Origin of the sequence: Streptococcus jiangnanensis, assembly GCF_040888325.1 — a bacterium.
GTDB lineage: Bacteria > Bacillota > Bacilli > Lactobacillales > Streptococcaceae > Streptococcus > Streptococcus jiangnanensis.
This window is the reverse complement of the sequence record NZ_JBFNFF010000004.1, coordinates 113977-127025: the sequence shown is the minus strand read 5'-3', so window position 1 is coordinate 127025 and position 13049 is coordinate 113977. Positions and strand designations below refer to the sequence as shown.

General features: G+C 41.1%; 11 protein-coding genes. 2 read left to right on the top strand and 9 right to left on the bottom strand.

The annotated features are described in order from the left end of the window. Positions 1–26 precede the first annotated feature (26 nt). From hrcA to AB2B49_RS06905, 8 genes are all read right to left on the bottom strand, one after another. Positions 27–1061, bottom strand: coding sequence for a heat-inducible transcriptional repressor HrcA (hrcA, locus tag AB2B49_RS06940; RefSeq protein WP_049505135.1), 1035 nt, complete (start codon positions 1059–1061; stop codon positions 27–29). A 160-nt stretch (positions 1062–1221) separates the two neighbouring features. Continuing rightward, entirely contained in the window at positions 1222–1734 is a 513-nt protein-coding gene (locus AB2B49_RS06935; protein WP_049505137.1) for a DUF2812 domain-containing protein, read from the bottom strand. 34 nt (positions 1735–1768) lie between these two features. Beyond that, positions 1769–2344 carry a DUF2812 domain-containing protein gene (locus tag AB2B49_RS06930; protein WP_076984780.1) on the bottom strand — a complete coding sequence of 192 codons (576 nt, stop codon included), beginning with the start codon at positions 2342–2344 and terminating at the stop codon, positions 1769–1771. Continuing rightward, on the bottom strand, positions 2344–2664 hold the full coding sequence (locus AB2B49_RS06925; protein ID WP_049505139.1) for a PadR family transcriptional regulator: 321 nt from the start codon (positions 2662–2664) through the stop codon (positions 2344–2346). The genes AB2B49_RS06930 and AB2B49_RS06925 overlap by 1 nt, the downstream gene beginning before the upstream one ends. Positions 2665–2774: 110 nt before the next feature. Then, on the bottom strand, positions 2775–4121 hold the full coding sequence (glnA, locus tag AB2B49_RS06920) for a type I glutamate--ammonia ligase (RefSeq protein WP_001122885.1): 1347 nt from the start codon (positions 4119–4121) through the stop codon (positions 2775–2777). 36 nt (positions 4122–4157) lie between these two features. After that, the gene (gene glnR, locus AB2B49_RS06915; protein ID WP_000664333.1) at positions 4158–4514 is read right to left on the bottom strand and encodes a transcriptional repressor GlnR; all 357 of its coding nucleotides are present in this window, start codon (positions 4512–4514) and stop codon (positions 4158–4160) included. Positions 4515–4590: 76 nt separating this feature from the next. Then, positions 4591–5118, bottom strand: coding sequence for an FUSC family protein (locus AB2B49_RS06910; RefSeq protein WP_000119887.1), 528 nt, complete (start codon positions 5116–5118; stop codon positions 4591–4593). A 137-nt stretch (positions 5119–5255) separates the two neighbouring features. Beyond that, positions 5256–6455 (bottom strand): phosphoglycerate kinase, encoded by a 1200-nt coding sequence (locus AB2B49_RS06905; RefSeq protein WP_049505141.1) that lies wholly within the window; start codon positions 6453–6455, stop codon positions 5256–5258. A gap of 353 nt (positions 6456–6808) precedes the next feature. Here AB2B49_RS06905 and AB2B49_RS06900 point away from each other — a divergent pair, with 353 nt between their 5' ends. Then, positions 6809–7735 (top strand): helix-turn-helix transcriptional regulator, encoded by a 927-nt coding sequence (locus AB2B49_RS06900; RefSeq protein ID WP_049505143.1) that lies wholly within the window; start codon positions 6809–6811, stop codon positions 7733–7735. A gap of 84 nt (positions 7736–7819) precedes the next feature. Further along, on the top strand, positions 7820–8188 hold the full coding sequence (locus AB2B49_RS06895) for a hypothetical protein (RefSeq protein ID WP_002879744.1): 369 nt from the start codon (positions 7820–7822) through the stop codon (positions 8186–8188). A 118-nt stretch (positions 8189–8306) separates the two neighbouring features. Here AB2B49_RS06895 and AB2B49_RS06890 read toward each other — a convergent pair whose 3' ends face one another. Next, positions 8307–13031: an endo-beta-N-acetylglucosaminidase gene (locus AB2B49_RS06890; RefSeq protein ID WP_049505145.1), complete on the bottom strand. Its 4725-nt coding sequence runs from the start codon at positions 13029–13031 to the stop codon at positions 8307–8309. Between the last annotated feature and the right edge of the window lie 18 nt (positions 13032–13049).

Below are 13049 nucleotides of genomic sequence, written 5' to 3'. Positions count from 1 at the left end.
TTTCGCCTCCTTTAATGATTTCAATCTTAATGTACTTCGTAATGATTACTGCTGAGGTAGCGGTAAAAATCTGTCAACTTCATGGTCAAAACACGATTGACAACATTGACTTGATTGACCAATTGCTGGTAGTCCAGATTGACCGGACCGATAATCGCTAGAATTCCAAAACCACGATAAGGGATGAGGAATTTACTGCTAATCACCGCCAAGTTTGCTAGACAAGACTCCTGACTGTCCGCAACACGGACATTTTGCATCTGATCTTCATGCAGACCCTCACGAATCTCCAAAGCCACCTTTTGCGGTTGGTCAAAGAACTGATAGGCCGCTAGATTGGCAAAATTCAAGAGATTGACTTTTCCCGATACCACAATGTTTTCATTGAACATTTCTTTAAAAATGTGTTCAAAGAGATCCATGACATTGTCCGTTGTTGTGAAGTAACGCTGGATAATCTGCGGGATCTCCGTCCGAATCTTGTAGTGAATATCTAGAACCGTGTGACCGAGGAAACGTTCCTGAATGATGTTCTTCAGTTTCAGCAAATCTTCCTGCAAGAAGTTCCTTGGAATCAGAAATTGACTGGTAACCGTTCGGGACTCGTCTAGGGTAAATACTGCCAAGGCTGTATGTTGTCCCAAAACAACGATATCAAAGGCTGTCAACCGTTGCCTACTCGGCTCAACATCCAGTGCTACTACCGTACAGCCGCTCAGGTCTGTCAGTAGATTAGCAGCCTCTTGCAGAATATCCTCCAGTTTGAAGAACTCCTGATCAAAGGCTTTGACAATCTCGTATACCTCATTTTCAGCCAGTCTATCAAAAGCAAGCGAGTGTTTCACATAGTACTGAAATCCCGCGACACTTGGCATCCGACCGCTTGAGGTATGAGCCTTCTCAAGCAAACCCTGCTTCTCTAGCGCTGCCATGTCATTACGAATGGTAGCACTACTAGAATTGATAGACTCTTGTAGCGCCTTGGATCCGACAGGTTCGTGCGTTTTGGTAAAGATGTCAATAATCAGATTTAAAATATCCTGCTGACGCTCTGTAACCATCTCATCACTCCTCTCTGTCCAATCGATTAGCACTCTATGTACCCAAGTGCTAACTCATGATTCTATTATACACCCTTAGAAGAGAATGTCAAGACAAAAACTCAAAAAATTAGCACTCTTTTACCAAGAGTGCTAAAAATCAGTCTGAAGACCTAGAATCTTACTTCTCATCTACTTGGTATTTCCTTTTAAGTCTAAAAAAGCCGTAGATTAGATAAGAAATTAAACAAGTGTATAAAACGAAAATAATAAAGAAAGACTGAGACAAGTTTTCTCGATACAAACTCATGCAAACAACAAGACCACCTGAAAAAGTGGCTATACAGGAACGAAGTCTAGACCGCATAACTTCCCATCTGAGACCCTTACTCATATAGACTTTCTCCTCTGAAAGTATATCAGAAGTTGGTTTACGAAGAATTGAACAAAAACCTGTTTCTATCAATTCCCAACCGCTATTTCTAAAATCTTGCAGTTCATGCTTATACTTTTTAAGAAATCTAGAATCATATATACGGTAGATGACATCGTCTGGTTGGCATTGGTCAAAATAGAAAAAACCAAAACGACTCGTTCTATATCTCCAGCCTTTCAAGTGCATCTCACGCAAATACTCTTCTTCCTTGTCCAAATCAACAATGGTGAAAATCCGAAATTGTACTTTGCTATTCATTGTCTTACCTCCAAATTAGAAAACAGGCATTGTTTCATTTATCAGATAATTCTTTCCACTTTTGACTCAATTTCCAAAAAATATAAGAAATCTGAATCGCAAAAACTATCAATAAAATCCAATCTATTATGAAAATCAAAAATACTTCCCATCTGAAAGAACTAGCTCCACTGACAAACTTTGAGAAAACCGGTAGTAGAGCTAAAAATAGAATCAAAATAGGAAGCATCCGCATTATTAAAATCCGTTTCATCATAGCTAACTTCCCTGTAGCGTCATTATAGATTTCAAACTCAGTATCCGATTCAATTCCAGAATGTGCTTTTCTAAAATAGGAAAAACAATTAAAGTCTGTAATATGCTCCCAGCCACAGTCTTTAAATAGTTGTAAATAGGAGGCTCTCTCTGATTTTTTCATGGGATAAAAGTCCAACTGATAAGACACCTGCTCCGGTTGGCACTTTTCAAAAGTATACTTAACCGCAACTACTAAGTTAGAATAGCTTACTTTCCTAAGTTTCCAACCCTTAGCATGCATTTCCCCAAGGTATAAGGCCTCTCTATCATAATCTGCAATTGTAGATATCCGATATACAACCTTCTTTTCCATCATACTTCCTCCCGACTGTTTCTATAGAGCCGTTCAATACGTTTCAATTCAATCTCCAAAACCTTTCGTCCCAAATCTGTTATCTGATAGATTTTCCGTTTTTCCTCCTCTCGGACAAAGGAGATCAAGCCATCCTTTTCCATTTTTGACAAGGTTCCATACATAGTTCCAGGACTAATCAAAACTTGTGAATCTGTCATATCCTTGACCTTTTGTGTAATACTATAACCATGACGTTCCTTTTGTAGACAGAACAAGATATAAAAACCTGTTTCAGTCATGGGAAGGTAAACACGCCTGATCTTATCTGTTAATTCCATTTAACCACACCTCCTATTTAATTCGATACATCGCACTTCGTTATATAAAATATATCACAGTTCGATATAAAATGCAAAAAAGATCACCCTCAGGCAATCTTTCTTCTATATTAGTAAAGATCTAAATAATTATCAACTTCCCATTGTGAAACAAAGGTCGCATAGCTAGCCCACTCGATACGTTTGGCTTCAAGGAAACTAGTGTAGATGTGTTCACCTAGGGCTGCCTTGACCACTTCATCCTCAGTCAAAGCTTTCAAGGCGTTATGAAGAGTTGATGGAAGGTCGGTGATTCCAGCTTCCTTACGCTCTTCTGCTGTCATGATGTAGATATTTTCTTCGATAGGAGCTGGTGCTTCGATTTTGTTTTCAATACCATGCAAACCAACTTCCAATAGAACTGCCATCGCGATGTATGGGTTTGCCATTGGGTCCACTGAACGCAACTCAAGACGAGTTCCCATACCACGTGAAGCTGGTACGCGCACAAGTGGCGAACGGTTACGACCAGCCCAAGCAATGTAAACAGGTGCTTCATAACCTGGAACCAAACGTTTGTATGAGTTAACTGTTGGGTTCATGATAGCAGTATAGTTGTAAGCATGTTTGATCAAGCCACCAAGGAAATGATAGGCCGTTTCAGACAACTGCATTCCTTTTGGATCATTTGGATCAAAGAAGGCATTGTTTCCTTCTGCATCAAACAAGGACATATTACAGTGCATACCTGATCCAGCGATACCAAATTTTGGTTTCGCCATAAAGGTTGCGTAAAGACCGTGTTTGCGAGCAATGGTTTTAACAACAAGTTTAAAGATTTGAATCTTGTCACAGGCACGAAGGACTTCATCATACTTGAAGTCAATCTCATGTTGTCCAACCGCAACTTCATGGTGACTCGCTTCTACTTCGAATCCCATTTTGGTCAAGACATTCACAATTTCACGACGCGTATTGTCTGCAAGGTCAGTAGGGGCCAAGTCGAAGTAGCCACCCTTGTCATTTACCTCAAGAGTTGGATCCCCATTTTCATCCAACTTAAATAGGAAGAATTCTGGTTCTGGACCAAGGTTGAAGGATTTGAATCCTACTTCTTCCATATGACGAAGTGCACGCTTCAGATTACCACGTGGGTCACCTGCAAAGGGTTCGCCTTCTGTTGTATAGACATCACAGATCAAACCTGCAACACTTCCATTTTCATCTCCCCATGGGAAGACTGTCCATGTATCCAAGTCTGGGTACAAGTACATATCTGACTCATTGATACGTACAAAACCTTCAATAGAAGAGCCATCAAACATGGCTTTGTTTGACAAGACCTTATCTAACTGTTCATCTGTAGCAGGAATTTCGACGTTTTTCATGGTTCCCAGAATATCTGAAAACATGAGACGGATAAAGGTAACATTTTTTTCCTTGACTTCACGACGAATATCTGCAGCTGTGATTGGCATGGGTTTTCTCCTTAATATATGACTACTTGCGATTGCCTAACCGCGACCAAAGGGTGACCGTACTGAAGCAAAGCGCCCCTGCTGGAGGAGTTCATTGTGAAGTGCACGACGCACTTCCGTCTGACTCACAGCTTTCTTGGACTTCGCCTCGCGTTCAGCATATTTTTTCTTAATCGCAGCAATATTATGACCTTCAGAGATATAATCTTTGATTTCAAGTAGACGATCCATGTCATTCAAAGAATACATGCGACGGTTCCCTTCGTTTCGATCAGGTTTGATCAACTCTTGATCTTCATAATAACGAATCTGACGCGCCGAGAGATCGGTCAACTTCATAACACTGCCGATAGGAAAAACAGCCATATTTCGGCGAAATTCTCTTTCCTTCATTTACAATTTCCTTCTTCCTGTCTATTATAGTCTAAAAAAAGACAAACGTCAACGAATAATGTCATAAAATGTAACATTATTTTCTTTTTTTCTCCCAAAAGAGTTTCAGTTGCTCAATATCATAATTAACAAGGATTGCGACAAAAACTCCCATAAATGTTTCAAATACGCGCGCAAACACGTACAAAAATGTTTCTCCGCTTGGTATTGATAGGGTAATAATCAACATAGCCGCTACACCACCGATAACTCCTGCCTTGTTGTTCATGGCAACGTTTGTCATAATGGTTAACATGGTGCAAATCGGAACAACTAGTAAGGTTACCCAAAAGGCTCCATGAAATAAAGTGTTTAAGAGGAAAAAGACAAGGGCGTAAAAACCGCCAATACTATTTCCTAAGATACGCGAAGTTCCAAAATGGACGCTCTTATCAAAGCTCTCTCGTAAACTGAAGACTGCTGTCAATGCTCCGATTTGAAGCCCCTTCCAGCCAAAAAAACCAAAAATCAAGAGAACTATAAATACGGCAATCCCTGTTTTGAAGGTTCGCATACCAAGCTTGAACTGTGACTTATCAAATTTATATTTTTTAAAATAACTCATAATCTCAACTTTCTACTACCATTTTAACATAAATTAGTTGATTTTATGAGTGAAAATCAATAGGAAGCGTTTTTAATTTCGGGCTATAAAAAAGAGGAAACAGAGTTCCTCTTTTCTATGATTTCATCTAAGAAAGCTTATTTTTCTGTAAGTGCTGCCAATCCTGGCAATACTTTACCTTCAAGGAGTTCCATTGATGCTCCACCACCAGTAGAGATCCATGAGAACTTGTCTGCACGGCCAAGGTTGATGGCTGCAGCAGCTGAGTCACCACCACCGATGATTGATTTCACACCTGGTTGTTTCACGATAGCATCCATGACACCGATTGTACCAGCTTGGAAGTCTGGGTTTTCAAATACACCCATAGGTCCGTTCCATACAACTGTTTTGGCACCAGTCAAAGCTTCGTCGAATTTAGCGATAGATTTAGGACCGATATCCAAACCAAGGAAACCTGGATCAACCGCTTCACCTTCAGTGTCTTTCACTTCAGTGTAGTCAGCAAATGCGTTTGCTTCTTTTGAGTCAACTGGCAAGATCAATTTGCCATTTGCTTTTTCAAGAAGAGCTTTTGCAACATCCAATTTGTCTTCTTCTACAAGTGAGTTACCGATTTCGATACCTTGAGCTTTGTAGAATGTGTAAGTCATCCCACCACCGATAAGCACTTTATCAGCTTTTTCAAGCAAGTTTTCGATAACACCGATTTTGTCTGAAACTTTTGAACCACCAAGGATCGCTACGAATGGACGTTCTGGAGCTTCAACTGCTTCTTGGATGTAGGCAATTTCGTTCTCAAGAAGGAATCCAGCTACTGCTTTTTCAACGTTTGCTGAGATACCAACGTTAGATGCGTGTGCACGGTGAGCAGTACCGAATGCATCGTTTACGAAGATACCATCTCCAAGTGAAGCCCAGTATTTACCAAGTTCAGGATCGTTTTTAGATTCTTTCTTGCCGTCAACATCTTCGAAACGAGTGTTTTCAACCAAGAGAACTTGTCCATCTTCAAGAGCGTTAACAGCGGCTTCCAATTCAGCACCACGTGTAACACCTGGGATAAATTTAACTTCTTGTCCCAATTTAGCAGCCAAGTCAGCAGCTACAGGAGCAAGTGATTTACCTTCTTTGTCTGCTTCTTCTTTTACACGTCCAAGGTGAGAGAAGAGGACTGCACGTCCACCTTGTTCAAGGATGTACTTGATAGTTGGAAGAGCTGCAGTGATACGGTTATCATTGGTAATCACGCCATCTTTAACAGGTACGTTGAAGTCAACACGAACGAGAACTTTTTCCCCTTTCAATTCAACGTCTTTAACAGTCAATTTTGCCATTAGATATGACTCCTTCTTTTTTTTATACGTGTTAATTATATCACAAAATCCGCAAAAGAGATAGAAAAACCCTAAACTTTTCTTGTTCATTCTTCTATCTATTAACCTAAAAACCTAGGATTGCAGTGCGGGAAATAGTAATCTTCACATAATTCGGTTGGAATAATTTAGGCAAATTCTTGATTGATCTGCCTAATTACTTCTATACCATTCTTTTTCTAACACTTTAATCCTTAATATTCTAAACTCTACAGTCCTTCTTTTTGAATTGCTAGGTTTCTTATTATACAATATAACTAAAATAGTTTCTTTAGTTTGTGCTATTTGAGATTAAAAGAAGGGGAATTGCTACCATGAAATTAGAAAGACTAATTTATATTTTACTGTCTCTTTTAAATAAGAAGAGAATAACAGCTAAAGAGATTGCAGAGAGATTTGAAATATCTACTCGAACTGTATATAGGGACATGGATACACTCAGTTTAGCGGGGATCCCAATCTATTCGGAACGTGGAGATAAGGGAGGTTTCTATATACCGAGCGACTATAAGATAGACAGAAACTTTTTCACTGAGGAGGAGAGACAGTTTATCATTAATATGAGCCAAAATGTTAGTAAAATCGTTGGTCATTCAAGTCTTGACAGTATCGAACACAAGCTGTCTTCTCAAGAAATTACAAGAGCAAACAGTCCTTTTTACTTTGATCTCAGTTCCTGGACTCTTAATACAAAGTTTTTACTAGAAATTGAGGAAGCGATACAAACTGAACAGATGATTTCTTTTTCTTACTATTCGAAAAAACAGGAGAAAAGTCAGCGAACAATTATCCCATACAGATTGATCTATAAACTGAATGCTTGGTATGTTATCGGTTACTGCTTAGAAAAATTAGATTTTCGTATTTTTAAATTAACTCGAATTCGTGAACTAGAACTAGTGGAGATAAAAGATAAACCATTCGATTATCCACGTTTATCTCAAGAAAAGTTAGAGCTTTTTTTAAATCCCCCAAAACATAAAGTGGAGGGGCAAGGAGAAGAAATCGAACTAGTTTTTACAAGATTTGCACTCCCAAAAATCTACGATCACTTCACGGAAGAAGAAATCAGAGTCGAGGACGAAATAATAAAAGTTCAGGCATTCAGAGCTTTAACTCCTGCATTTTTTGATTTACTCTTAAGCTTTGGTTATCAAGTAAAGGTCGTATCTCCAAGTCACTTACAAAATCTACTGGTCAGTACTCTCAAAAAAAATCTTCAGCAATATGACAACCTGTAGTCATATTTCCTTTTGTATACTCTTAAGTGGGCAAAATATTTCGTGATATTCATCATAGCCCAATTATTTTACAGGAGGTTCCAAATGGATACAAAAACACTTGCAGAAAGCTATTTTACGGCAGTAAATGAGGGAGGCTGGGAAGATTTCGTAGCTGAAAACTTTGACTATGGCATGTGCGATAGTATAGAAATTCGACAAGGACGTGATGTTTATTTGCAAGGCGCAGGCCAATTCTATGCTTTGAGCCAGCATCTTGAAGTGAAGCAATTACTTGTTGATGGTCGAGCAGTCTCAGCTTTAAATCGCTACCGTCTACATTCTCCTCAAGGAAAAGAACTTGAACTGGATGTCGCAGAATTTCTGAAATTCGATGAGTTTGATAAATTAGTTGCATCCAATATTTATTTCGACACCTATCGTTTCCAAAAATTTATCCAAGGAATTGAATAACAAAAATCTAGCTTCAAATTTACTCTTCAATTTCAAAACTAAAAACAAGGTCTGACTAATCTACAGTCAAACCTTGTTTTTTAATTTTTATGAGAAAATCCAAGATTCGTAAATCTGATTAGTCTTCTCTCCTCTTTTTAGAGAGCAAGCCGTAGCCACTCATTACTCCGAGGAGTCCCAGCGCTACTAGACTAGCATCTCTTGTCGCTCCCGTATTTGGAAGCCCTTTACTTATTTCTTCAACTTTTGCTGGTGCTGCTGAAAGAGCTTGATCCCTTGTTTGTGAGACTTGCTCCTCTTTCGTTCCTACTTCAACAATTTCTGGAAGGGCTTCCTTGAGAACCTCAATAGAATGAAGAGTGCGTTTGCCCTGACCATCAACTTCTACAAAGCGACGAACTTGACCTTCCACACCTGCTTGAATTAGCTGGCGTTGTCCTTTGAGAAGGGCTGCATTTGGTCGTTCCTGATGTTCGAAGGAAACTGTTCCCTCTTCAACTTCCAGTTTCGGAGTTGCTAGAACTAAATCTTTCACACCTTCAGCTGGTTGGTTGCTTGATAGAACTTTTGTACCAACTTCGGTGATTTCTGGAATTTCTTCCTTGAGAACCTCAGTCGAACGAAGGGTACGTTTGCCTTGGCTATCTACTTCTACAAAACGACGAATTTGACCTTCAACTCCAGCTTGCACAATACGGCGTTGTCCTTTGAGAAGTTCGGCGTTTGGTCGCTCCTGACGTTCATAGGCTGTTGTTTCAGTTTCAATAACTAGTTCAGGGAGTGCCTCAACCGTTGGAGCCACTTCATTTGGATCCACGCTTCCAACATGGTGACTTTCTTCTGCAGGAGCTAGTTTCTTATTTAGCTTCTCTTTCATTTCCGCAAAAGCTTGTGGAGTTGGCATCTCTGAAGCCAACAAAGTTTCTGCTTGGGCAATCAACTCAGCTTTAGGATCTTTTTCACGGACAGATTCGAGCAAACCTTCCAATTCTTCTCTAGCTGTCTGATAACGTTGATTTCCATCCAAGGCTGTCCCTGCTTGTTTCAACTCATTCAAAGCCCGATTGACTTCTTCTTGGCTAGCATTATGGTTTTCTGCTACAGCTTTCGCTGCATTGAGCTTCTCTACTAGTGCTGCTTGTTTGTCCTCGCTTGAGAAGGTGTAGGCAAGGGTTGACTGACGGCCTTGGACAGCAGTGATTTCTTGTTTTAGGTACTCATCGTTGACAGCTGCTTTTGGAGAAACCAAGACATCAAACTCAGCGGTGTGCCCCTTGTAATGAAGGGTCAAGGTTTGTCGTCCAGTCTTCTGAGCATCATAGCCCGTGATTTCAACACCTTGATCTGTGAAGGCATGACTTTCTTCTGTCTCATCATCATAGAGAACGCCGAAGCGACCTTCTGCAAGATCCAGTTGCTCTCCTACTAGATAGTCTGTTTTCGGTTTCTGAGTAATGTACAGACCTGCTACTTCCTTTGGTTTTCCTTGGTCTTGTCCTATCACTTGTACCTTCAAGTCACCAGTAACTGGAAGTCCAAGGTAGCTGACTGTGAGCTTTTGTTCCCCTTTTTGATGAGCGTCGTAGCCAGATACTGTCACACCTGAGTGAGTAAGGTTGATCAGCTCATCGGCTTGCCCCCCTTCGTATTGAACACGGAGTGTTCCGCCTCTGAGGTCAAGTTTTTCACCCTCTTTATAAACTGTCTTCTTAGGTCCTTTTTCAAGGCTAACTGCAACAATTTTTCTCTCATCCTGCGGAATCGCTACTGCCAAGGTGTTACTGATTTCTTTGCCAGGTAGTTGGGTACGATAGTAGAGGAGAGTTGGTTGCTTGTCAAAGCCCAATGGTGCTGTTGCCAAGTCGCCTCCAGTTTCAGACTTCAAAGTTGCAATCGGTGTTTGTGAATCTGCCTTGTCGTAAACGGTGATAGTTGCACCCGCTGGAACATCAGAGAAGCCTAGTTGAACTTGGTGGTTTCCAAGTGAACGGGTAGCTACCTTAGCCATTGGAATATTTTGACTTTCTGTGTCCAATGTTTCGTACATCTTCCAGTTGTAGATACGAATGGCTTTCCAAGGTGTTCCGTTATCAGATGTAATGACATGCAAACGCCAGTCTTGCGCGGTGATTGGTTTGTCAAGAGTGATATCTGTAACGTGCGCTTTATTGCCACGGACTTCCTTAGCTAGTTTCCACTCGCCATCTGTATCCTTGTAATAAAGATCAAAGTCCTTGGTGTTCATCAGACCATCGTTAACAGACTCACCACCAGCTCCCGCATGATCCATTACCCATCTGACAACACGACGTGGTTGGGTCAAACGAATATCGACACTACCGCTCAATTGTCCTGAAGACCACTTGTCTGACAGACTTGTAATCGTACCGTTCAACATGCCTTCGACGCCTTCCCCGCCTTCAGTATTAGGGAAAGTGCTACCAATAACCGTTGCCCCTGGAACAATATTTTCAGCCAAAGGTCTTGGGAGAGTTGTATCCTGAACAGTCATCCCCCAGTTGAATGACGCAGTTGCAGCCTCAGAACGGAGCCCATTTTTACCAACTGCAACGACTTTCAGTTCCTGAGTCCTACCAGTCGCATTAGCAGAACGGCTAATTTTTGGCAAGTAGATGGTTGAAGCAGATGAACCTGTCAACAAACGCCAGTTATCACCGTCTTTTTCGTAGACTTCATAGAAATCCGCATCTTGGTTACCAGCAAATTGGACCACTGCTTCAGCTTCTTGGGCATTTTTAAGAGATTGTTTCACCACAGAAAGGCCTGTAGGCGCTTGTGGTGCTTGGTGATTATCTGAAATTGTTAATTGACCTAGGTTAAACTGATAATCTTTTACAGCTCCTTCATGCTCGAAGAAGAGTTTGACTGCATAGATGGTTTTTCCAGCTAGTGAGCTAAGGTCAAATTCTTCATTCTTCCAGTCATCAGAGAGAGTCAGTTCTTTCCATGCAGCTGCATCCTCAAATTTGTAGTCTGGAGTCGTAGAGAAGGCCATATAAACTTTCGAGCCTTTCCCTCCCTTGTGGGCAACCCGAAGTTTAGTTTTCTCCGTTACTTCTAGTTTAGTAGAATACAAATTCACATCTTGGTCCGTCTTACCAGCTACATCACCTGAGAATTTAAGGGAGTTACCTCCATTATAGGCATCTGTAAAGTCATATTCTGCACGAAGTTTTTCCCCCGTTGAAGTCTGCCACCAGCGCCATGTTGGCAAGACACCTGAAACAGAACGGTAGTTCCACTCAGAATCCTTAGAAACTTTACCGTCTACAAACCATTTTCTACCATGACCTGTATTAAAGGAGGTCGTGAAGGTTCGACCTACTGCTGGTGTACGGTCAGCAACTAAATTGGCAATTCCATACCACTCTTTATCTGCTGGTTTTTGAGCCGTTGGATCTCCTTGGTAACCTGTAAAGAAGATGTCTTCGTTCTTGTGGTAGTCATCGCCTGTTTTTCCTAGACTGGTAATCGTATCTGGTGCAAAAAGTCCTAACGACAAACGCAACTTGCCTTTTTCATCTAAGAGGGCATCCCATTTGACTTTAGTCTTATAAGAGCCACCTTGTTGCAATTCCAAGCCTGCAAAGACATCATACTGGCTACGTTCTAGCCATTTTGCCATCTCTACGGAGTGGTCATTCTTTTCCTTGTTCCAGTTGAAATTGGCAAAGAATTGATCTGCAGGGACTTTGTCACCTTCTTTTTGCATGAACTGGTAGTTGTAATCACCTAGACCATCTTCGTGGTAACGACCGTATTTGTAGGTCATGGCATCGTACCAAGCATACTTGATTGGATGGTTGACTTTGGCTGCGTATTCTTTTGTATAGAGCATGAATTGGCGCATTTTTTCACCAAGAGGTGCTACCAATTCCCCCGTTGTTTCTTGGTTAATGAAGTAACCATCAAATCCATAGTACTTAGCAAGATCGACAAGTTTGCGTGCGATAGGGAAGGTGCCATCTGCGTCTTGTTTCAAGGCAGCTGCAAATTTCTCTTGGTCGGCAATGCTATTTGACCAGTTGAAAAAGAGGGTTCCATAAACGGGAACTCCGTTGCGGTGGCCTGCATCAATGACATCTGGAGTTGGAACTAGACCTTCCCAGAAGACCATTGAATCCAAGTATTGCCAGTAATCAAAAGCGTAGGCCTTGAATTCTTCTCCACCTACAGAAGCGTGGTCTTTGGCCTTTGAGTTGGTATTTGCTAGCGCCTGAACCTTGGCTCTTCTGCTTGCTTTTTCATTGACCAACTGCCCTCTGTGGCGCTTGGCGAGTTCAACTGATGAACGGTTAATGGGATCATCCTCACGCGCACCCGGTTCCCATTTCAACAAATCCTCCCAAGTATCAAATTTGATTTCTTTTGGTCGGAGACTCTTTTCTTCATTTTTAGGAACGTCTGCTAGAGTCGGTTTGTCGGCTTTCTTCTCAGTCACTTGAGGAGCTTCCGCTGGTTTGACTTCTTCTTTTTCAGTTGGTTGAGCAGGTTTTTCAGTTTTATCTGTCAGAGCTGGCTTCGCTTCTTCTTTTTCATTAACCAGATCCGTTATTGCTGGAGTGTTTTCTGAAATTGGTTGCTCAGCTACTTTGTTTTCAGTTTCCTCTAATTGTTTTTCGAGAGCTGCAGTATCTGGATTAGTTGTCTCACTAGTACTTGTCGCTTTAGCGCTCGTATTTGCAGCTGTTTCAGGGACTGCGACTTGTTCGGCAAGAGCTGGACTCACAAATAGAGCTGAACCAATCATCAAGGAACAAGCCCCGATTGACAGCTTACGAATACTGTAACGGCAACGTTTTTCAAAAAATAGATTTTTCATCTTATCCTCCTAATAAAA